The sequence below is a fragment of the Terribacillus sp. DMT04 genome (assembly GCF_019056395.1).
In the GTDB taxonomy this organism is placed as follows: domain Bacteria; phylum Bacillota; class Bacilli; order Bacillales; family Amphibacillaceae; genus Terribacillus; species Terribacillus aidingensis_A.
This window is the reverse complement of record NZ_CP077639.1, coordinates 2,888,722-2,911,093: the sequence shown is the minus strand read 5'-3', so window position 1 is coordinate 2,911,093 and position 22,372 is coordinate 2,888,722. Positions and strand designations below refer to the sequence as shown.

Sequence of the window (22,372 nt, the reverse complement as noted above, 5' to 3'; positions counted from 1 at the left end):
TATAACAAATTTATTGTATATGTGCGATACCAATTATATATTTAGAACTTCATTAAGTCTAAAATGTAAGAAAAGAATGCATCATGATTCACATCATATACTAATTCAATTCTTTTCCCGTCTTTATCTTCATATGTACGACCTTGTGATGGTCCGTTTGCTTCCACACTGACAGACACAGTTTTCTTCTTTACTAGTGCTTCCTTGCCGACGGAAGCAGTGGTCAGCACATCCCACAAATAGTAAGTGGAATTCGTTTCAAAGTGAACGAGCGGTGGTACGGCAGCATAGCTTTGTCCGACAAAATCTACACCTTCATACTTACGATTTTTTGCCCAGTTGTTGCGGATATCCACAGTTAAAGGCACTTGATTCGTACTTTCCAGCGCGACCATGTCAATTAGTATGTCACTTTTCCAAACAACGTCCATGGCTTCTGGATCCCAGAAGGCATTCCATTCTGCTGTTCCATCATGCTCAGGTTCTTCCACATTACCATTCGGCAGTAAGGTGCCGCCCATCCAGACAAGCTTCTCGATATACTGTTCAATAGAAGCATCCACTTTTAACGCTCGAGCCAAATCTGTCAGCGGTCCAATGAAGATAAGAGTTGTTTTCTCTTTTTGCGCTTTCAGCTTTTCAATTAGATCTAAGTGTGCTGGCTTTTCAGCAACCTTTGTTTGCACGGGAAGCTGTTCATTTAGAATCGGGAGCGCATCAACGAAGAAAGCATGCATGCGCCAATCTTTTGGAAAAGGATTTTTGCCACGCGAAGTAGATGCAGCTATTTCCAGTGTCTCTGGAATACCGAATTTGTCATTAATTTTACGACTAGCTGATAATGCGGGTTCCAAATAGCAATCAGCTGGAATAACGGAACAGCCAATAAGCTTTACATTCTCCATTTTTAGCAGCAGGTATAGCGATATTAAATCATCTACACCGCCATCATGATTCAAGTAAACATTTTTCATTCTAAGACTCCCTTTCTTCTATGCTGTCTGACTTTCTTACTATATCATAGAAGAGAGAATTAATTTTGAGTATTCGAACAATGGAGGGGAACTGCATAATGAAGCTAGTAACCTATAAAGCTGGAAAAGAGCTGCACCCATATCGAATTGGAAGCAGTGTTGAGGGACGTGTCATTGATCTGCAAGAGGCATATCGGCATTTTCTATTGGCAGAGGGAGAAGTGGATTTAGCGATGTCGGTAGCGAGCCTGCTTCCCGCTGATCCGCATGTATTCTACCAAATGGGCCCACAAGCATTGAAGCGTGCTTACCGAGCGGAGGCATTTGCTCTCACAGAGGGGCTTGAGACTGTGCAATACAGAGCAGAAGAAGTGAAAGTAGGACCGCCAGTACCAAGCCCTAGTAAGATTATTTGTGTAGGCTTGAATTATAAAGATCATATAGAAGAAATGGGCAGAGAACTGCCGGAATATCCAGTTCTGTTCGGTAAATTTGTGAATGCGGTTTGTGCACATGACCAAGGTGTATACCATTCGAAGCTAACTGAAAAGCTGGACTATGAGGGGGAGCTTGCGGTTGTCATTGGCAGAAGAGCGCAAGAAGTACCGGAGAAAGAGGCAATGGAATACATAGCTGGCTACACAATTGCCAACGATGTGACAGCACGTGATCTGCAGCGGCGGACACCGCAGTTCCTGCAAGGGAAGACGCTGGATCGAAGTGCGCCAATGGGACCGTACCTTGTCACTGCTGATGAGATTGAAGATGTATCCAATCTTGCAATTCGGACGTTTGTGAACGGGGAGAAGCGCCAGGACTCTAATACAGGACAGCTTATTTTCTCTGTTCCGCATCTCATTTCATTCATCTCAGGCATTATGACGTTGGAGCCGGGGGATATCATTATGACCGGCACTCCGAATGGTGTTGGTTTTGCGATGGATCCGCCACAGTTCTTGAAAGAAGGGGACGTAGTCGAGATTGAAATAGAAGGTCTCGGCCAGCTTCGGAATGCTATCATTCCGAAACCATCACGATTGTAAATAAAAAAGACAGCTCGCCCTCTCGGCTGAGCTGTCTTTTCTTGTGTTTATTTGTCACTGATTTCAACAGGCAGCCCGTTACTTAAGAACACATCCCGCATTGCTTTTTTCGCTTCTTCCGCATCTTCACCGTATATTTCCAAGCGGAAAAAGTCTGAAGTAAGCACCGAATTAGAAAGGCCAAGCATGCTTTTCGCATCCACTACCTTATTATCCATTACAAGTACAATGCTTGATTTGAATTGATTTGCAGTCTGGTTGATATCTACAGCAACATGAATAAGCGTCTTTTTGGATCGCATCATCATTCTCCCCCTACTAGCATTTTGCCACATCAAATTGTACAACAGCAGCGGAAAAGTGCAAGTGTACATTTTGTTAGCGCTTACACTCTGTTTGATTGCAGTATAACATATTTCTTTGTTCGTGCAACGATTTTCATGAAGCAATACAAGAGCTAGGGACAAAACAAGATTAATTTATCCTAAAAGCAAACGATGACTAGATTCATACTTTTTAATGCAGGCCTCTGATCTGCTGCTTTCTAACTTTAGCTGTTATCGTTGGACCAAGAGTGGCTTTTGAAGTTGACACCGACAAGAAAATCGCTATCTTTTTCGAGGAGTCTACGTATTCTATCTACACTAGTGATGCTCTCATCTTCGTTCCCATGCAAAAATCCAAACAATGCTGCTGGTGATTGCAGTATTGTTTGGATTTTTATATAGCTTAAACTGTTATGTCCCAGCTTCTGTATTCAGAAAAACTCGAAATTTTTCTCGCTCTGACGAAAGCTTACTTCGAATTTCCACTTTTTCGAATTAACATAGTAAACATTTACATCTACGGGTTCATCTGCTGCCGTATAAGATGTTCTGGTTACCTTGATTAAAGGAGTGTGTGCATCATCCAGCTGGAGGACATCTTTTAAGTAATCATCAGCCATAATAGCCTCGATTTCTTCATCCGCTCGTGCTACCTTCACCTGGAACTCTTCATTTAAAATTTCTGCAATAGAGAAGAAATTTTCATTTGATTGCAGCGATTCAACTGGGAAACGCGGGTGCAGATAATGCTGTAAATAAATGATAGGATCACCATCATAGAAACGAATGCGCGTCATTTTGGTCAGCAGCTCATTGTCACCGTCCGTTAACTTCAGCAGCGGAGAAATCGCGGCTGGTGCTGGTACTTTCTCAACATCGATTGTACGTGAAGTGATTTTTTCCCATTCACTTAAGTAGTAATTGGTAAATCCAGTCATTCTTGTCCATAGCTGTTTTGGGCGATTGTCAGATACAAAGGATCCGCGCCCTTGAAGCCTGTAGATAAAACCGTCACTTTCCAGTTTGGATAAGGCCTGTCTCACAGGTGTTCTGCTTGCATGATAAAGCTGATCCAGTTCTTTTTCAGATGGAAGCTTTTGGCCTTCTTTATAGTATCCGCTCATGATCTTACTGACAAGATCATCATAGATGGTCTTATACAAAGACTTAATTTTCACATCGTCTCATCCTTTTAAATAGAATAGCTGAACCTAATAATAGGAAGGTTCACTAGGAAAGTCAACGTTATCACGGTAAAAAACAGGTTTGCCGCTATAATCCTGGCAAACCTGTCTTCCGTTTTACAGATTCATGCTTTCTTCTTTCAGTGGAGCATTGTCACGCTGTTTAGTTAGTTTGCTGACAATGAGCAGTACAAGTGTTGAAATAACTAAGCCTGGGATAATCTCGTACAGATACGCATCCAAGCCTAAACCTTTCCAGATTACCGTCACAAGTGAACCAGTAATCATACTGGAGAAGGCCCCCCATTTAGTAGCAATATTCGAGTAAAGACTGAATATAAGAACCGGAGCAAAGCTTGCTGCTAATCCAGCCCATGCATATTGAACAAGTGCAAAGACTGATTGTAAATTGAGCAGCGCTATACCAATAGCAAGCAGCGTCAGAACTACCATAGCCGTCCGGCTGATAATAAGAGATTGTTTGCTTGAGTATTCTTTCTTCGAAATGGATTTCCAAATATCACTTGCAATTGCTTGCGTTGTCACCATCAGCTGCGAAGAAAATGTCGATTGAATGGCGGCAAAGATAGCACCAACAATAACACCGGCAATAATCGGGTGCGATACTTCCATCGCAACAGTAGGGAATACATATTCCGGATCCTCTAAGTTAGGAAGCAAGACACGGCCGATTAATCCAAGCAGGTTAGCTCCTGTCATAGAGATGATAATCCATGCCATCGCAATAATCGATCCTTGCTTAATAGTGCTATTGTCTTTAGCAGACAAAAAGCGCTGCGATATATGCGGCTGACCTGGTACACCAAAACCAAATGCGATGTGACCGATAATTACCCCAACTGCGAGGGAACCAATATTTCCTGCTGCTGGTGAAGCAAGTAATGGGTCAATACTTCTCACTGTATCAAAAAACGTACCAAAACCGCCAAGCTGGAACAAAATCATATAGAGCGGGAAACCAGCTAGAACAAGTAACATCATAACCCCTTGGGTAACGTCGGTAACCATAACCGAACGATATCCGCCCAGAATGGAATAGCCCAATACGAAGATACCACTAAGTACAAGGCCTGTATTGAAATCGAAATCAATGACAGCATCTAACGTTTTACCTGCAGCAGATAGCTGAGACCCCATATAGGCAACAAAGAAAATGATGATGATGACGCTAGAGGTGATTTTTAATAAGTGCGATTTATCATTGAAGCGTTTTTCGAAGAAGTCAGACATACTTAATGCCTCCGATTTCTCGGAAAACTTACGTAATCTAGGAGCAACGACAAACCAGTTCACAAAATAACCAATCAGGAATCCGGGCAGCATCCACATGGTCGAGATACCTGCAAGATATGCTTGACCGGCAGCTCCAATGAAGATCCACCCGCTGGAGTCTGTTGCTCCTGCACTAATGGCGGTAGAAAAAGCTCCGAAATTCCTGTCTCCGAGATAAAATCCTTCCTCGCCTTTTGATATAAATTTTTCCGCGGTGTATCCAATAATGAATACCGCAGCCAAGTAAATGATAAACGTGGCAATCATTCGTTATCTTCCCCTTCCTCCTTCATGCGGCCTGCTTGAATGAATGCGGCTAGCATTCCTAGTACTGGGACGATGACATATAAGAACCAAATAAGCGGCGTCATGCAAGATCCTCCTCCATAGTTTTTTAGACAATAAGGATACTTTTCTTAACTTCTACCGTTGTTACATCATTACATCATTTAATTGTGTTAGTCCGTGATGAAAACAATACACTAATTGTACATAGTATTATAAGTTGAGTCAAGAAGTGCAAAATCATGCTGAATTGTAATTTCTTCATGCAGAACTATTGAATAAAAATACACACTAAAGTATAATTACTAATCAATTCGAACTTGTTTAGAGGAGGATGCAGTCTTGAAAGTAGCAATAATTGGCGGTACAGGTTATGGAGCGGTAGAATTGCTGCGTTTCTTGCATATACATCCATATGCAGAAGTAAAAACAATTATCTCCCATTCTAGTGCGGGGAGATCATTGACGGACTATTATCCGCATACAGATGGGTTTGTAACCGGAAGTTTAGAAACTTTTGATGTAAAAGCATTAAGTGAGCAGGTGGACTTTGCGTTTTTTGCCGCTCCGCCGGGTGTGAGCAGAGATTTGCTCCCGAGACTTGCAGAAGCAGGAATTCGCTGTGTCGATCTGGCAGGTGATTTTCGATTAAGGGATGCCGCTGTTTATAAAGAATGGTATCAGCAGGATGCAGCTCCAGAAGAACTATTAGAGAAAGCCGTATATGGACTTCCAGAGCTGAACGCGAAGCAGATAAGCGAGGCTGATGTCGTAGCAAACCCCGGCTGTTATCCGACGGCGACGCTTCTTGGGCTGCTGCCGGCAGTACATAACGGGCTCATCAACCCAGCCTCTATTATTATTGATGCCAAATCCGGGCTATCCGGAGCTGGCAAGGCACCAACAGCCATTTCACACTACAGTGAGATAAATGAAAATATTAAAGCGTATAAACTAGGTTCCCACAAACATATTCCAGAAATCGAACAAGCGTTAGCAGGCGTATCCGGTTCTCAGCATCCAGTCAGCTTTACCACACAGCTCGTTCCGATGACACGCGGTATTATGGCAACAATGTATGCGGACCTTACAACCGATAAAACAACATCTGAATTATTGGAATCATATGAAAACTATTATGCAAGTCATCCATTTGTTCGCCTTAGGTCATTAGGCGAGTGGCCGGCAACGAAGGAAGTAGCAGCTAGTAATTTCTGTGATATAGGGCTTCATTTGGACGAACGTACGAATAGACTTACAGTCGTATCTGTAATTGATAATTTGGTTAAGGGAGCAGCAGGGCAAGCCATTCAAAATATGAATATTATGCAGGGCTGGGAGCAGACAGCAGGGTTATGGACGCTGCCGGTTTATCCATAAAGGAGAGAAATAACATGATAAAGACAAAACAAGCGGCATATACAATCATAGAAGATGGAAATGTCAGCAGTCCTGGCGGTTTCCAGGCGGGCGGGGCTGCTATTGGTTTGCGAAAAGGAAATAAACTGGATCTTGGATGGATTTACTCGGAAATCCCGGCATCTGCTGCTGGCGTTTATACATTAAATAGCTTTCGTGCTGCACCGCTTCTTGTGACGGAAGAAAGCATTCAGCAAGAAGGGAAGCTACAAGGGATTGTTGTGAACAGTGCGAACGCCAATGCCTGTACAGGAGAAGAAGGGCTGATAAATGCTTATACCATGCGGCAGACATTTGCTGATCAGCTTGGCATTCCGGCAGCGTATGCAGCAGTAGCTTCAACTGGTTTAATCGGTGTCCAGCTGCCTATGGATAAAGTGATTGATGGTATTCATTCGATAGAGCCGCAAGGTCAGGCGGATGATTTTGCTCATGCCATTTTGACAACAGACACTTGCACGAAGCAAGTTGCTGTCACCGTCTCCATTGATGGTGTTCCAGTTACGATAGGCGGTGCTGCGAAAGGTTCTGGTATGATCCATCCGAACATGGCAACGATGCTTGCCTTTGTGACGACAGATGCCGCCATACCTGCTGATGTGCTGGAGCAGCTGCTCAAGCAATCGACCGATCAGTCTTATAATATGATTACGGTTGATGGAGACACGAGCACCAATGATATGGTGCTTGTGCTTGCAAACGGAAAAGCCGGCAATAAGGAGCTGCATGCAGACCACCCAGAGTGGGAGAAGTTTTACGAAGCATTCCATTATGTATCACAAGAGTTAGCGAAAAAGATTGCCCGTGATGGAGAAGGTGCAACAAAGCTTGTGGAAGTTCGAGTACAGCATGCAGCATCGGCAGGGGAAGCTGGTGCAATCGGGAAGACAGTTGTTGCCTCTAGTCTTGTTAAAACAGCCATCTATGGAGCAGATCCAAACTGGGGCAGAATCATTATGGCTGCAGGAAACAGCGGCGCAACGTATAATCCAAATAATATTTCCGTTTGGCTTGGTGACGTGCAAGTTGTTAAAGAAGGGAAACCAGCTGTATTTGATGAGCAAACAGCTAGTGAACAATTGAAGCAGCAAACCGTAGTAATCACGATTGATCTGCAGGAAGGATCTGCAGAAGCGACTGCCTGGGGCTGTGATTTATCTTATGACTACGTCAAAATCAATGCTTCCTACCGGACGTGAGGGGGCTATCCGATGAGATTCTTAATAATTAAGTGCGGCGGCAGCATCATTGATAAACTGCCGGACAATTTTTATGACAATATCGCTGCGATTCAAAAGCAAGGCGACTGGAAACCGGTCATTGTGCATGGAGGCGGAAAGCTGATCAATGAACTGCTGCAGCAAACGGGAGTAAAAGCAGAATTTGTAGATGGACTCCGTGTCACAACAGAAGAAGTGCTTGATGTGGTGGAGATGGCATTAAGCGGTGCGATGAATAAATTTCTTGTCCGGAAGCTGATGTCCAGAACGAGCGCGTACGGGATTAGCGGACTAGACGGTAAGCTGCTTTATGCAGAGCCTGTAGCCAATGCAGCAAAACTTGGGCTGGTCGGAACGGTAACAAAAGTGAACACCGAGCTGATCGAGAAGATTGTAGAACAAGATAATATTCCTGTCATTTCACCGCTTGCTGGCGGAGAAGAAGATGCCAGGTTCAATATAAACGCTGACCTGGCTGCTTCTGCTATTGCACGGGCGCTTCAAGCAGAATTATGCTTTATCAGTGATATACCAGGCATTTATCGGCAGGTTGACGGGGAGAAACAAATGCTGAGCCATGTAACCGATGCGGAATTAAAGCAGATGATCCAGCAAGGTATGATTAAGGACGGCATGATTCCGAAAGTCCAAGCCGCTTTGGAGGCACTTGAACAAGGTGCGGAAAAAGTAACAATCGTCAGTGGACTAGCTGAAAATAGCTTGCTTCAGCTTGTAAATGGAAATGTCGAAGGAACGACTATTACTTTATCCGAGGAGGCGTACCATGTCTGAAACGAATGCAGCAATGTCATCGGTCATGCCAACATACAGCCGATTTCCTATTTCCGTTATGAAAGGGGAAGGCAGTTATGTTTGGGACGAAAACGGAAAGCAATATTTGGACTATACAGCTGGTATTGCTACATGTAACCTAGGTCATGCACCAGCTTCTGTTAAAGAAGCTGTAAAGAAACAGCTCGATACGTTATGGCATTGTTCTAATTTATACCATATTCCTATTCAAGAGCAGCTGGCAAACCTGCTTACTGCGAACACATTCGCTGATCAAGTTTTTTTTGCAAATAGCGGAGCAGAAGCGAACGAAGCAGCAATTAAACTAGCTCGAAGCTATGCGCAAAAGGTGAAAGGAACGTCAGCTTATGAAGTGGTCACGTTCAGCCAATCCTTTCACGGTCGTACGTTAGCGACGCTTGCTGCGACTGGACAAGAGAAAATGCAAAAGCATTTCGCGCCGCTTGCAAAAGGCTTTCGCTATCTTCCTTATAATGATAGCCAAGCACTGGAAGAATTGATTGGACCAGATACATGTGGTGTGCTGCTGGAGCTTGTGCAAGGAGAAGGCGGCGTCAATCCAGCTGATCCTGCTTGGGTCAAAGAAGTAGAGCGTCTTTGTAAGGAACATGATGTTTTGTTTATGCTGGATGAGGTGCAAACAGGTGTCGGCCGTACAGGCACACTTTACGCACATGAGCAATATGAGGTGCAGCCGGATGTGATGACAACAGCAAAGGGGCTTGGTTCTGGTATTCCCATTGGCGCTATGCTGGCAACTGAAAAGGCAGCAGCTGCTTTTGAGGCCGGCAGCCATGGCAGTACTTTCGGCGGCAATCCAGTAGCAGCAGCAGCTGGAAAAGCAACGCTTGACGTAATTGCCCATACCGAATTCCTAGCAGAAGTGCAGGAGATAGCTGACTATTTTCGGGAAGAACTGCAAACACTTGTAACGCAGTCTTCTGCTTTTACCGATGTACGCGGAAAAGGTTTGCTGCTCGGACTTGGAACAAGCGGGAAGGCTATTGAACTCGTCCATCAAGCACGAGAGCTCGGATTACTTGTACTTGTTGCTGGCGAGCATGTGCTGCGAATTCTCCCTCCGCTCAATACAAGCAAAGCAGAAGTTGATTTCTGTCTAGAGACACTCAAGCAAATCACTCGTGTATAAAACAGTGAGCCGCTCACACAATACATACGATTCCGGTCAGCTGGAATCGTATTTTTTTGTTTTCCTTCCCTGTTGTGGAAATAAGGTACAATCGTTAAGATAAAAGAATTAAGATAAAGAATTAAGATATAGGAAAGTATAGGAGGATTATCATGGCCGTGCATTTTCTAGAAAAAATCAAAGCATTTCAGCAGCAAAATGAAAACAGATACCGAATTGTCATTTCTTGTCCCGATCAGCCGGGGATTGTAGCTGCAATATCGGAATTTCTTTATAAACAAAAAGCAAATATTATGGAGTCCAACCAATATACAACCGATCCAGACGGCGGCAGCTTCTTCTTGCGCATCGAATTTGAATGTCAGCGAGAAAGTGATACCCATCAGCTGGAAGAAGACTTTCAAACTATCGCAGCACACTTTCAGATGGATTGGCAGCTTGTGCGCGTACGCGATTTAAAAAAACTAGCGGTTTTCGTTTCGAAAGAATTGCATTGCTTGCAGGAGATTCTTTGGGAATACCAAAGCGGCAATCTGATGGCTGATCTAGCGGTAATTGTCAGCAATCATGAAGATGCCCGTGATCTAGCCGAAGCATATGGTATACCGTTTCACCATATTCCGGCTAATAAAGATATTCGCCAGGAAGCAGAGCGCCAGCAGCTTTCTGTATTGAAACAGTATCAAATTGATACAGTGATCTTAGCCAGATATATGCAGATATTAACGCCGGCCTTCCTGGAAAACTACAAAAATAAAATCATCAATATTCATCATAGCTTCCTTCCCGCCTTCATCGGTGCAAAACCTTATGAACGCGCATTTGAGCGAGGTGTTAAGCTGATTGGAGCGACGAGTCACTATGTCACATCTGACTTGGACGAAGGGCCGATTATTGAGCAAGATATTCATCGGGTCAATCATAAAGATAAAGCAGCAGACTTAAAACGCGTAGGACGTCTAGTGGAACGCAGTGTGCTGATGCGGGCGATAAAATGGCATGTAGATGACCGTGTGATCGTGTTCGGCAATAAAACGATCATCTTCTAAAGGAGGACTAGCTATGCGAAAAAAGCCGAAGATTACGGTAATCGGCAGTTTGAATATGGATTTGACGGCAACCTCAGCGAAACGACCGGCAGCTGGTGAAACAATACTCGGCGAGCGTTTTGATACCTTTCCAGGAGGCAAGGGAGCCAATCAAGCTGTTGCAGCCGCACGGCTTGGTGCAGATGTCAGCATGATTGGCATGGTCGGACAAGATGCTTTCGGCGATGAATTGGTGCGTGTTTTGGAACAAGAAGGCGTGCGCACCGACCACATCGGAAGAGTAGATACATCTACGGGAGTTGCTGTTATTCAAGTGGTGGGCGGAGACAACAGCATTACTGTGATTCCGGGGGCAAACTTTCAACTAACACCAGCGTCTATTAAGGAAAAAAAGGATGTTATTGAAGCGAGTGATATAATCCTTATCCAGCTCGAGATTCCAATAGAGACAGTTGCCGCCGTTGCTGCATACTGTCAGGAAGTTAATGTGCCTTACATACTGAATCCTGCACCAGCTCAAGCGCTGCCAACTGCAATTATTCAGCAAGCAAGCTACATCACACCAAATGAATCGGAAGCTGCCGTTTTGTTTGAAGATACGAACGAGGCGCTGCGGGAATTTGCCGATAAACTTGTGATTACCAAGGGAGAAGAAGGCATCATCTATAGCGGAGGAACCATAGCTGCATTTCCTGCCCAAGCAGTTGATACAACAGGAGCTGGCGATACATTTAACGCTGCACTCGCTGTGAGACTGGCATCTTGCAGTCAGCTGGCTGACGCTTGTCGCTACGCAAATGCCGCAGCTGCCTTGCAAATCGGATCACCCGGTGCGCAGGCTGGCATGCCGACACATCAAGACGTAACCACCTTCATGAGACAAAACGGCGAAAATCCTTTATAATAAAAAGCGCTTGTGCAATATAGCAACAGCAAGGAGGAAATACAAATGGCAGGAAGAAATCCAGAAGAAATGGAAGACGTAACATTGCTAGGCAACCAAAACAATGTCTACGATTTCGATTATAAACCTGAGGTTCTTGAAACCTTTGATAATAAACATGTATACCGCGACTACTTCGTGAAATTCAATTGTCCGGAATTCACAACATTATGCCCAATCACGAACCAGCCCGATTTTGGTACCGTGTATATCAGCTACATTCCAGATGAAAAGATGGTCGAAAGTAAATCACTTAAGCTGTATCTATTCAGCTTCCGCAACCACGGTGATTTTCACGAAGACTGCATCAACATCATCCTGAACGACCTGAAAGAACTCATGAACCCACGCTACATCGAAGTATGGGGCAAATTCACGCCACGTGGCGGCATCTCTATCGATCCATACGTCAACTACGGCCGTCCAGGCACGAAGTATGAGCAAATGGCAGATCATCGTATGATGAATCATGATATGTATCCGGAGAAAGTGGATAATAGATAATATAGGCATGGACAAACTTTATTAAGGTTTATAAAAACCAAACAATGCTGCGTTAAACGTAGCATTGTTTGGTTTTTTTGTATTGGAAATTAAGTTGAGAGCATCGCTTCGGAAATACACTCCGCTTTCCTGCGGGCGGCTGGTGAGTCTCCTCGTGCTAACGCACTGCGGGGCCTCACCTAAGCCTTTTTCCCGCGGGAGTCTTCGTGTATTTCCTACGCTGATTTTAGTTATGGGAAACCTTCACTCGGGGGAGGTAGAATACGTAGACTCCTCGAAAATAAGAAGAGATTTTCTTGTCGGTGTCTTATTTCAAAAGCTATTCTTGTCTAAGGGTAACAGCAAGAGTTGGAGAGGCAGCAGCTGTCGGAGGATTGCATTAACAGTAAGGATGAATTAATCGTTAGTTTTATGCTTTTAGAATGAATTAAACTTGTTTTGTTCAATGCTCTTCTTGTTTATATTATTGATAATGAGATTTAATTTTAGTGTCGAATGCTCACTATGATTGTCGAAGGGCTAGAAAAAATGAATTATCCTAGTAGAATATGAGATGAAAATACATATTTACAAAGGAGATTCATATGTCGAAGTTTATCACAAGTTTGTTCATCTTCGCGTTGCTTGTCGTTGGTTTTGCTTCGGGTGCTAGTGCTGCTGATAATGATAAGGATTGTAAAGACTTTGAGGGTAAGCCAAATGAACTGGTACAGTTCTGGAATGACAATGGGTACAGTGAAAGTAATGATCCGCATGATCTTGACCGTGATAATGATAACTTGCCATGTGAAACAACCAAAGCAGATTTTGATAACTATGCAGCAGATAGTACAAATAAAGAGACTGAAAACGATGAAGCTGTTGTTGTTGAGGAAGAAGACAACGATTCGAATACATCAACACAATCAGAAGTGAACACAAATACTTCTGCTGAAAAAGAAGACAGTGCAGAAACTGCTGCAGTGCAGCAAGGAGAAGAATTACCGAAGACAGCGACAAATAATGGAGTGCTAATGCTAATTAGTGGTGGACTTGTTGCAGCTGGTTTGATTACATTCGCTTTGAAAAAGACGCAAAAAGCATAATAATCATTAACAGACTAGACATTTGTCTGGTCTTTTTCTTTAAGGGGTGAAGTAAATATGAAAAAGCTAATCGGCTCACTCTTTATCTTAGCTGGTATTCTGTTAGGATCTTATACACTCATTCAATGGAATGGCAGTGCATCTTCTGCTCAAGATTTTGAAGAAGAAGACAAACAATTGGCTGAAGAAGTTCTGGAAAAGAGTCACAAGACGAATGAAATCATAGAAGAGAAAACTGACAAGATTTCTGTTGCTTCTCCTAAAGAAGAGAATTATAAAGTTGGTGATAAAGTAGCTATGCTGTCCATACCTAAAATAGAAAAGAAATTTTCTGTATTCTGGGGAACAGATGAAAATACGTTGGAAAAAGGTGTGGGAATGATGGATAGCGACAGCACCACAACGCCTGCCAAGCAAGGACATACAGTATTAAGCGGGCATCGTGATACGGTATTTGTTGAGCTTGGAGAATTAGCAAAGGGTGATCATCTTTTGCTTACAGTAGATGAAATTGTCTATTCCTATGAAATATCGGATATATGGATAACAGATAAGGACGATAGAACTGTTATTGTGCCAAAGGCGGAAGCGACCTTAACACTCACGACTTGCTATCCATTTGATTTTATCGGACATGCAGAGCAGCGTTATATTATTCAAGGCAAATTAATAGGTTAAAACAAAGCCTGACAGATAATCTGTCAGGCTTTCGTATTATTCCGCTTCTGCTACTTTCACCAATTGCTTCCCTAAATTCTCCCCTTTGAACAATCCAAGGAATGCGTCTGGTACGTTTTCAAAGCCGTCTACAACGTTTTCTTCGAAGGTTAGCTTGTCTTGTTTGAACCATTCAGACAGCTGCTTTTTGCCTTCTGCAAATTGTTCACCGTAGTCTGCAACGATAAAGCCTTGAATTTTGGCTTTCGCTTTGACGAGGTACCCTTGGATGCGCGGGCCTTGGTCTTCTTTTTTATTGTAAGAAGAGATACTGCCGCAGAGCGGGATGCGGGCATGTGCATTCAATAATGGATACACTGCGTCAGATACAGGGCCGCCGACGTTGTCGAAGTAAACGTCTATCCCGTTTGGGCATGCTTTTTCTAATGCTTCTGCTACATCTTCTTCTTTGTAGTTGATGACTTCATCAGCGCCTAAAGTATTCTTCACGTAATCGAGTTTTTTTGGTGAACCGGCAATGCCGACAACGCGTGCGCCGAGAATTTTCGCGATTTGTACAACGGTGGAGCCAACTGCACCGGCAGCACCGGACACAACGACTGTTTCACCGGACTTCGGCTCACCGATATCTGTTAAGCCGAAATAGGCGGTAAGACCGGGCATACCGAGCACGCCTAAAGCTGTGGAAACTGGTCCAAGCTCAGGATCGACCTTTTGCAGTGTTTCTGCATTTGCTGCATTGTAACGCGCCCAAGACAGATTGCCGAGCACATAGTCGCCTTTTTGGAATTTATCAGATTGTGATGCTGTTACTTGTCCGACAACGCCTCCGGAAATCGGGGCATCTACTTCATAAGGAGCAACATAAGATTTTGCATCGCTCATTCTGCCGCGCATATAAGGATCTACACTGATATAGATACTCTTAACTAGCACCTGTCCTTCTTTAAGTTCCGGGACTTCTGTGTCGACAAAGCGGAAATTCTCCTCTGTTGGCATGCCTTCCGGTCGTTTGGCTAATTGTATTTCTTCATTTTTTGCCATGGGGCATCATCTCCTTTTTGGTAATGTAGCAATTGTAAAGCGCGACATTTCTATATACAACTCTTTTGCTTCTTGCGTTTCACTAGATGTTGAAAGGGAATATTGCATGTACCAAAAACAAGTAAAGGAGTTTTTAGCATGCCTTGGACAATGAATGACTATCCTGCTTCACTGAAAAACTTGGACAAAGCTGTCAAAAAGAAAGCAATCGACATTGCGAACGCGATGCTTGACGAAGGCTATGAGGAAGGCAGAGCAATTCCGATTGCTACTAGTCAGGCGAAAGAGTGGTATGAAAATGCTTCGCAAAAAGAAGTAAAAGACTTTATGAAAAATGGCGATCCGACCGAGCGAGATGATGATGCTTCTCACAGTAATCCAGATTTAATGGATAATGCTGAAGAAGTTGTAGCGCATGATGACGGTTGGGCGGTACAAGCAAAAGATGCGAAACGACCTTCTAATATATTTGATAACAAACAGGATGCCATCAATCGAGCAAATGAGATTGCTGAAAATAAAGGGACAGAGACAATTATTCATAAAAAAGACGGATCTGTTCAGAAACGTTCTTAATGGAAAGCTGCATCAAGATGGTGCAGCTTTTTAATATTGTCTTCTTGGGCTATCTAAGATATAGCTTTATTTATTTTCTGAAAAGTTTATAATGAGGAAGCAAGACCATTTTGATGAAAAGGTGGAATATTTTCCATGAGTTGGTTAACGAAATGCATGGCGGCATGTGTTGCATTTGCCTTAGTGCTTGGCTTTGCCTTTTCCGATGTTGTATCCGCAAATACTGGAAAGAACACGGATAGTATTAATGAAAAATTCGGTTTACCGATTGTCGTTGTTGGAGATTCGCTGTCAAATGCACAAAAACAGCAAGTTAGAGAAGATCTTGGTGTCACAAATACAAATAATGTAGAGGAAATTCCAGTTACAGCAGATGATATCGTGAAGTATATAAATGGAGATGCTAATTCCAGAATGTATTCTTCGGCGATGATTACGAGAGAAGAAGAAGGCCATGGTCTCGATATAGACATTGTGACACCAGATAATATTACACAAGTAACTGTGGATATGTACAAGAATGCTTTGCTTACTGCAGGGATTGAGAATGCAACTGTAGAAGTTGCATCCCCAGTGAAAGTGAGCGGTCATTCAGCGCTGACAGGTATATACAAAGCGTATGATACAGCGGATGGCAACTTGGATCCGGAGCGGACAGAAGTTGCCAATGATGAGTTAGATCTGACAACAGATCTTGCACAGCAAGAAGGGCTGGATGATGAAAAAGTAACCCAGCTCATGACAGATATTAAACAGGATATTGCCGAACAAAACCCTGCTACACGGGAAGAAGTGGAGCAAATTGTATCCGAACAGCTGAGTAAGCTGGAGATTAGCTTAAGTGAAGAAGACAGACAGCTGCTGATCGATTTGTTTGATAAAATGCGTCAGCTGGACATCAATTTCGATAGTGTGAAAACCCAATTAGAGGATATTGCTGGCACGATTCAAGATAAAATTGACGAAGTTGCCAACAATGATGGTTTTTGGCAGGGCGTGAAGGACTTCTTCAAGTCTATTGGTGATTTCTTTAAAAATCTATTTTAATTAGGAGAGATATATATGCGTAATATCATTCAAACAGACAAAGCACCACAGGCAATCGGACCATATTCACAGGCGATCGAAACTGCTGGTACAGTTTATATTTCCGGACAAATTCCTTTGAACCCGGAAACAGGAGAGATGGCGGAATCAATTACAGAGCAGACAGAGCAGGTAATGAAGAACTTGACTGCTATCTTGGATCAAGCTGGTTTATCATTTGATCAAGTAGTCAAAACAACGATCTTCCTGACGTCTCTGGATGACTTTGCTGCTGTAAATGAAGTGTACGGACGTTATCTATCCGAGCCTTATCCTGCACGTGCAACAGTGGAGATTTCTAAACTTCCGAAAGGAGCCAACGTAGAAATCGAAGCGATGGCTGTGCGCAGTTTTAATATGTAAACAAAAAGGATTGCCGAAATAATTCGGCAATCCTTTTTAAATGGAGTGAGCTCGTGTATTGCGGCGGACGTTCTTAATATGAGCTGTGAGCAATGTGACACCGCATATAATCAGCAAGGCACTTGTCATATAGAAGACGGCGGAGAAGCCGAAATAACCAGCCATGATCCCTCCCATAATGGGACCGATGAAATTCCCGAGAAAACGCAAGCTGTTATTATAGCCGAGCACTTCCCCTTGCATGCTGATAGGAGCTGCTTGGCGGATGTAAGCTACACGCAGTGGAATAATGCCGCCGATTGCCATGCCTAAGAATAGCCGTATCACAGCGAGTTCCCATACCGAATTCACCATGGCGCCTGGAATATAGACAATACCGGCAGCGAAGATGAGGCCGATCAGTATCTTAACATAACCAATACGGTCGCCCAGTTTCCCCCACGTTCTCGTCATCAGCAAGTTGCCCAGCCCGGCAGCAGAAAAGGCAATTCCAGAATAAAAGGCGATGTTTTCCGGTCCATGCAGTTCTTGTACATAAAGAGACAGGATAGGCTGCACACTGAAGTTAGCAATCTGAATCAAGGAACTTAAAATCAGAACGACTAACAAAATTGGATCTCGTAAAATGTGTGCCAGCACTTCCTTGGAAGTATAATGTGATTTCTCACCTTTCTGGATCTTGACGGGATATTCTTTTGTCCCGAATGTTACTAAAAGTGCAGAAGTGAAAACACTTAACGAAACAAGGAAGAATGTACCGTGGAAGCCAATACTGTCAGCAAGAATACCGCCAAGCAGCGGGCCGAAAAGCATCCCGGTAATACTACCGGTCTGTAAGGTGCCGAGCACACGTCCAGCGATATGGCTTGGTGTATGTGTCGAGATAAACGCTTGAGATATTCCGATAAAACCAGTGAAAATACCCATAAACAATCGCAGCATAAACAGCTGCCATACATTTTCGGTGAAACCAAGCAGGAGAATGGAGATCCCCATGCCGAAGGAAGTTATAATTAAAATCAATTTCCGGCCGTAACGGTCACCTAACTTTCCCCAAAATGGAGAGCAGATAAAGGCAGTAACAAAAGTCACGCCAAAAATGATGCCAGACCAGCTTTGCACGTCACGTTCTGATAAAGTGCCGAAAGATGAAATATATAAGGACAGAAATGGCATGATCATACTGAGGCTCGCGGAGATAAAAAAGTTTGCGAACCACATAATAAACAGATTGCGTTTTGCGAGCTGTTCGTCCGTCATTAGATGGATAACACTTCTTTCGCATTAATATTTCGATACCCTAACTAATTATATACAAAAATAGAAGGAATATGCAATGAGATAGCTTGGAAGCAGGCGGGATAGGGAAGAATTGCAGGGGAAGAATGAACATGGTAAAATAAAGGATGTTCTGCTATATAACAAAAATTAGCAAACCATATAAAATTATACATTATTCATATATAAATGTCAATTGCTTTGGAGGGACGTCGGTATGTCAGAAGAAGAAAAAGAATTGCAGGGTGAACAAGCCCGTGTTGCCCGTGTCCAAGAGACAATAGAAGCAAAAAGAGAAAAAACAGCAGGGCTTATTCAAGGTCTTCGGGAGAAAGTTATTGATCTTCGGAAGAATTTTTGGGAAGACGTAACAGTCAACTTAGATGAGCCGGATGATGTGAATGAAACGCAGGCGAGCTTAAAACAGCAGGCGGAGCTGTTAGGAGAAAGAGAACGAACGCATCAGCAGATTCATAATGAAGTGAAGACTCTTGACCGCTTGCAGCGCAATCCTTATTTCGGCCGAATTGATTTTCGGGAGAATGGTACAGATCATGACGAGGAGATTTATGTAGGGTTGGCTAGTTTAATGGATGAGAAAGAAGAAGATTTCCTCATTTATGATTGGCGTGCGCCAATTTCCAGTATGTATTATGATTTCTCACCGGGAGATGCTTCGTATGAAACAATTGAAGGTACAATCGAAGGAGAAGTAACGCTAAAACGCCAGTTCATTATCCGAAATGGCAAGCTTGTGGCGCTGTTTGATACGGGGGTAACGATTGGTGACAGTCTGCTTCAATATGTATTAGGCGGCAATGCCAGCACGGAAATGAAAAGCATCGTTGCGACCATCCAGAAGGAGCAGAATCAGATTATCCGGAACGAATCAGCGGCCAATTTGATTGTGCAAGGAGCAGCTGGAAGCGGTAAAACATCAGCAGCGCTTCAGCGGGTTGCTTATTTGCTATACCATTATCGAGATCGTATTACGGCAGAAAATATTGTTTTACTTTCGCCTAACCCGCTGTTCAACAGCTATGTATCCAATGTTCTGCCAGAGCTTGGCGAGGAAAATATGAAGCAAGCAACTTTCTATGCGCATATGCACGGGCAGCTAAAAGGAAAGGAAACGATCGAGACACCGTTTGAACAGATGGAATATATGCTGCTTGCTTCTGGCGAAGAAAAAGAAAAGCGGCTGGCAGGAATTCAATATAAAGCGAGTCTTGATTTCAAGAACTATATTGATGACAAACTGGAAGAATTCATGCGTGCTGGACTCATTTTCAAGGATGTCAGCTTCCGCAAACAGCGCATTGTGAGCAAGCAAGAAATTCAGTCACATTTTTACGGACTTTCTAATACGCTGCCGCTTGCTAATCGAGCGGAACTAACAGCAGCGTGGATTGTTGAAAAGCTTCGAGCATGGGGCGATTGGGAAACACGTAAAGATTGGGTGCGGGAAGAAGTCGAGCTGATGGAGAAAGAAGACTACGTGGAAGCTTTCTCAGAACTGCAGAAGAAAGACCGTTCAGAAACAAGTGACTTTGAAGAGAACAAGCAAGAAGAAGAGATTCTCAGAAAGTGGGTTGTCGAACGGAAGCTTCGTCCGCTGATTGAAAAAGTTCTGAAGCATGCCTTTATTAATGTGAAAAAATCGTATTTGCGAATGCTTACTGCCGAAAGACGGCCAGAGATGCCGGCTTCATGGCCTGCATTAATCGAAGCGACCAAACAAAACCTGATGCAGAAGTACATGAGCTGGGAGGATGTAACACCGTTTGTTTACTTCCGTGACAAGGTGCTGGGCGATCGTTCTGATAAAACCATTCGTTATGTATTGATTGATGAGGCGCAAGATTATTCTGCTTTTCAGTTTGCATACTTGCAGCAGGCATTTCCTAATGCACGGATGACGTTGCTCGGAGATATCAACCAAGCAATTCAAGCGCATTCGCTTACCGGCGAAAATGTGCTGTCTGGTAATACTGCTGACAGTCATCGGATTGAGCTGTGGAGAAGCTACCGGTCCACAAGACAGATTGTCGACTTTACGAAAGAGCTATTGGAACATGCAAAGCATATCCAGCCGTTCAACCGTGATGGCGACTTGCCGACCGTAGCGAAAGTGAAAGATGAATCCGAACGACGCAGCATGATTTCAGAGAGAATCCGAGCTTTACAAACAGCTGGTTACGAAACGATTGCAGTAATCGCTAAGACGAGCAAAGAAAGCAGAGCAGCGTATGATTGGATTAAAGAAGAAATGGAAGCAGATCTAATAACAGAAACGACGTCGCAATACAAAAAAGGCCTCTCTGTCATTCCTGCTTATTTAGCTAAAGGAATTGAGTTTGATGCTGTTATTTTATATGATGTATCGGATATGGCGTACGGTCATGAATCCGAGCGCACACTGCTGTATACAGCATGTACACGTGCGATGCACGAATTGCATATGTACAGCAGTGGCAACCTAAGTCCATTCATTGAGTCAGCAGCAGAAACAACGTATAAAAGCCTATAAAAAAACAGGAATCCGCGCAGGATTCCTGTTTTCTGTTTTACCATAAACCGATGATTTTCCACCAGACACCGCCAATACCAATCCAGACAATTAGATGGATAATGGAGATGATGAAACCGAGTCCCCACCATTTTTGCTGAGAGACAAAGCCCGCACCGAAGAATACTGGAGCAGGACCGCTGCCGTAATGTGTCAGACATCCGAACAAGTTACTGAAGAATGCTAACAAGAGAGCTGACAATAACGGAGGGGCACCAGCTGCTACAACAACGGACAAGAAGGCAGCGTACATCGCGCTCACATGTGCTGTGTTACTAGCAAAGAAGTAGTGCGAATAGAAATACACAATTGCCAGCAATAGCAATGCTACCGGCCAGGACAGCGTACTTACGACATTACTCATAATATCACTGAACCATGGTACAAGACCGAGTTCGTTCAAGTAATTTGCCATCATAACGAGGACGGCGAACCAGACAAGTGTATCCCAAGCGCCTTGCTCTTGCTTAATGTCAGACCAAGTAAGCACTTCTGTCAGCAAGAGTACAACTAAGCCGATAAATGCAGCAGTCGTTGAGCCGATACCAAAACTTCCACCGAAAATCCAAAGGACGAGCAGCAAGAAGAATACAGCAATCATGAACCACTCGGACTGCTTTAGTTTACCCATGCTTTGCAGTTTCTCTGTAGCCATTTCCGTTGCTTTTGGTGTTTCTTTAATTTCAGGCGGGTAAAGCTTGAAAACGACAAACGGAATAATGATCAAGCTAATAATACCAGGGACGATGGATGCAAGAATCCAAAGACCCCAAGAGATGGATTCTCCAGTGATGCTTTCTGCAGCGCTGGCAGCCAATGGGTTGGCTGCCATAGCTGTCAGGAACATCGCCGAAGTGATAGCATTTCCCTGATAAGAAGCAGTCACTAAAAATGAACCAATCTTGCGCTCTGTCCCATCCCCGCTTCTGGAGCCGTAAGAATTCGATAAGGATTGAATGATCGGAAAAATAATCCCGCCGGCACGTGCTGTGTTCGATGGCATCGCTGGCGAAAGAATTAAATCACTTCCAATTAAGGAATAGGACAATCCTAATGTCTTTTTACCGAATAAGCGGACAAATAGATATGCAATTCTGGAACCAAGACCAGTCTTGATAAAACCTCTCGAGATGAAAAATGCGATGACAATCAGCCAAATTGTGCTGTTTTGAAATCCGCTAAGTGCTTCCTCTAATCCTAGTGTGCGTGTTAATACGATAGCTGTTAAAGATAAGATGGCGACACTTCCCATCGGCATCGGCTTGATAATCAAGCCGATGATGGTTGCTACAAAAATGGCGAATAAATGCCAAGCTTCTTCTTTTACACCATCAGGTGAGGGAATGAACCAAAGAATGACTCCTATTAAAACCGTAATAAGGAGCGGAATCCATTTGACTTCCCGTTTAGGTTTGTTAGATGAATCAGCCATAACGAAAACTCCTTTAGTAAAGTAAATAAATTATTAAATACAACATTATATTAGCATA

The 22,372-nt window shown here is 43.5% G+C and carries 21 protein-coding genes; 14 read left to right on the top strand and 7 right to left on the bottom strand.

The window, feature by feature from the left end; all coding sequences use genetic code 11:
- Positions 1 to 41 precede the first annotated feature (41 nt).
- Positions 42 to 974 carry a nucleoside hydrolase gene (locus tag KS242_RS15090; RefSeq protein ID WP_217322088.1) on the bottom strand — a complete coding sequence of 311 codons (933 nt, stop codon included), beginning with the start codon at positions 972 to 974 and terminating at the stop codon, positions 42 to 44.
- Between the two features lie 98 nt (positions 975 to 1,072).
- On the opposite strand from KS242_RS15090, the gene KS242_RS15085 reads away from it, so the two are divergent.
- A complete protein-coding gene (locus tag KS242_RS15085) occupies positions 1,073 to 2,017 on the top strand; it encodes a fumarylacetoacetate hydrolase family protein (protein WP_217322087.1) in 945 nt (314 codons plus the stop codon).
- Between the two features lie 47 nt (positions 2,018 to 2,064).
- On the opposite strand, the gene KS242_RS15080 is transcribed toward KS242_RS15085, so the two are convergent.
- The 3 genes from KS242_RS15080 to KS242_RS15070 all read right to left on the bottom strand — a co-directional run bounded on the left by KS242_RS15080 (position 2,065) and on the right by KS242_RS15070 (position 5,087).
- Positions 2,065 to 2,322 (bottom strand): HPr family phosphocarrier protein, encoded by a 258-nt coding sequence (locus tag KS242_RS15080; protein WP_371747559.1) that lies wholly within the window; start codon positions 2,320 to 2,322, stop codon positions 2,065 to 2,067.
- Between the two features lie 452 nt (positions 2,323 to 2,774).
- A complete protein-coding gene (locus KS242_RS15075) occupies positions 2,775 to 3,521 on the bottom strand; it encodes a GntR family transcriptional regulator (RefSeq protein ID WP_217322086.1) in 747 nt (248 codons plus the stop codon).
- Positions 3,522 to 3,644: 123 nt separating this feature from the next.
- A complete protein-coding gene (locus tag KS242_RS15070) occupies positions 3,645 to 5,087 on the bottom strand; it encodes a sodium/proline symporter (protein WP_217322085.1) in 1,443 nt (480 codons plus the stop codon).
- A 360-nt stretch (positions 5,088 to 5,447) separates the two neighbouring features.
- Between KS242_RS15070 and argC the strand changes: the two genes are divergently transcribed.
- The 9 genes from argC (at position 5,448) to KS242_RS15025 (ending at position 13,966) form a co-directional block, all read left to right on the top strand.
- Entirely contained in the window at positions 5,448 to 6,485 is a 1,038-nt protein-coding gene (gene argC / locus KS242_RS15065) for an N-acetyl-gamma-glutamyl-phosphate reductase (RefSeq protein WP_217322084.1), read from the top strand.
- A gap of 14 nt (positions 6,486 to 6,499) precedes the next feature.
- A complete protein-coding gene (gene argJ, locus KS242_RS15060; protein WP_217322083.1) occupies positions 6,500 to 7,723 on the top strand; it encodes a bifunctional glutamate N-acetyltransferase/amino-acid acetyltransferase ArgJ in 1,224 nt (407 codons plus the stop codon).
- A gap of 12 nt (positions 7,724 to 7,735) precedes the next feature.
- Positions 7,736 to 8,536, top strand: coding sequence for an acetylglutamate kinase (gene argB / locus KS242_RS15055; RefSeq protein WP_217322082.1), 801 nt, complete (start codon positions 7,736 to 7,738; stop codon positions 8,534 to 8,536).
- Positions 8,529 to 9,707: an acetylornithine transaminase gene (locus KS242_RS15050; RefSeq protein ID WP_217322081.1), complete on the top strand. Its 1,179-nt coding sequence runs from the start codon at positions 8,529 to 8,531 to the stop codon at positions 9,705 to 9,707. Before argB ends, KS242_RS15050 begins: the two co-directional genes overlap by 8 nt.
- Positions 9,708 to 9,859: 152 nt before the next feature.
- Entirely contained in the window at positions 9,860 to 10,756 is an 897-nt protein-coding gene (purU, locus tag KS242_RS15045) for a formyltetrahydrofolate deformylase (protein WP_217322080.1), read from the top strand.
- Between the two features lie 13 nt (positions 10,757 to 10,769).
- Positions 10,770 to 11,660, top strand: a complete 891-nt coding sequence (rbsK, locus tag KS242_RS15040; protein WP_217322079.1) for a ribokinase — start codon at positions 10,770 to 10,772, stop codon at positions 11,658 to 11,660.
- A gap of 45 nt (positions 11,661 to 11,705) precedes the next feature.
- Entirely contained in the window at positions 11,706 to 12,203 is a 498-nt protein-coding gene (queF, locus tag KS242_RS15035; RefSeq protein WP_077306874.1) for a preQ(1) synthase, read from the top strand.
- A 584-nt stretch (positions 12,204 to 12,787) separates the two neighbouring features.
- Positions 12,788 to 13,288: an LPXTG cell wall anchor domain-containing protein gene (locus KS242_RS15030; RefSeq protein WP_217322078.1), complete on the top strand. Its 501-nt coding sequence runs from the start codon at positions 12,788 to 12,790 to the stop codon at positions 13,286 to 13,288.
- A gap of 57 nt (positions 13,289 to 13,345) precedes the next feature.
- A complete protein-coding gene (locus tag KS242_RS15025) occupies positions 13,346 to 13,966 on the top strand; it encodes a class D sortase (protein WP_217322077.1) in 621 nt (206 codons plus the stop codon).
- 36 nt (positions 13,967 to 14,002) lie between these two features.
- Here KS242_RS15025 and KS242_RS15020 read toward each other — a convergent pair whose 3' ends face one another.
- Complete coding sequence (locus KS242_RS15020) at positions 14,003 to 15,010, bottom strand: NADP-dependent oxidoreductase (protein WP_217322076.1); 1,008 nt, start codon at positions 15,008 to 15,010, stop codon at positions 14,003 to 14,005.
- 138 nt (positions 15,011 to 15,148) lie between these two features.
- On the opposite strand from KS242_RS15020, the gene KS242_RS15015 reads away from it, so the two are divergent.
- From KS242_RS15015 to KS242_RS15005, 3 genes are all read left to right on the top strand, one after another.
- A complete protein-coding gene (locus KS242_RS15015) occupies positions 15,149 to 15,586 on the top strand; it encodes a DUF2188 domain-containing protein (protein ID WP_217322075.1) in 438 nt (145 codons plus the stop codon).
- Positions 15,587 to 15,721: 135 nt separating this feature from the next.
- Entirely contained in the window at positions 15,722 to 16,633 is a 912-nt protein-coding gene (locus KS242_RS15010; protein WP_254391727.1) for a DUF1002 domain-containing protein, read from the top strand.
- Positions 16,634 to 16,648: 15 nt separating this feature from the next.
- On the top strand, positions 16,649 to 17,035 hold the full coding sequence (locus KS242_RS15005; RefSeq protein WP_217322074.1) for a RidA family protein: 387 nt from the start codon (positions 16,649 to 16,651) through the stop codon (positions 17,033 to 17,035).
- A gap of 36 nt (positions 17,036 to 17,071) precedes the next feature.
- On the opposite strand, the gene KS242_RS15000 is transcribed toward KS242_RS15005, so the two are convergent.
- Positions 17,072 to 18,295 (bottom strand): MFS transporter, encoded by a 1,224-nt coding sequence (locus KS242_RS15000; RefSeq protein WP_217322073.1) that lies wholly within the window; start codon positions 18,293 to 18,295, stop codon positions 17,072 to 17,074.
- Positions 18,296 to 18,530: 235 nt separating this feature from the next.
- Here KS242_RS15000 and helD point away from each other — a divergent pair, with 235 nt between their 5' ends.
- Entirely contained in the window at positions 18,531 to 20,843 is a 2,313-nt protein-coding gene (helD, locus tag KS242_RS14995) for an RNA polymerase recycling motor HelD (protein ID WP_217322072.1), read from the top strand.
- Positions 20,844 to 20,880: 37 nt separating this feature from the next.
- Here the strand turns inward: helD and KS242_RS14990 are convergent, their stop codons facing one another.
- Positions 20,881 to 22,314 carry an anion permease gene (locus KS242_RS14990; RefSeq protein ID WP_217322071.1) on the bottom strand — a complete coding sequence of 478 codons (1,434 nt, stop codon included), beginning with the start codon at positions 22,312 to 22,314 and terminating at the stop codon, positions 20,881 to 20,883.
- Positions 22,315 to 22,372 lie beyond the last annotated feature (58 nt).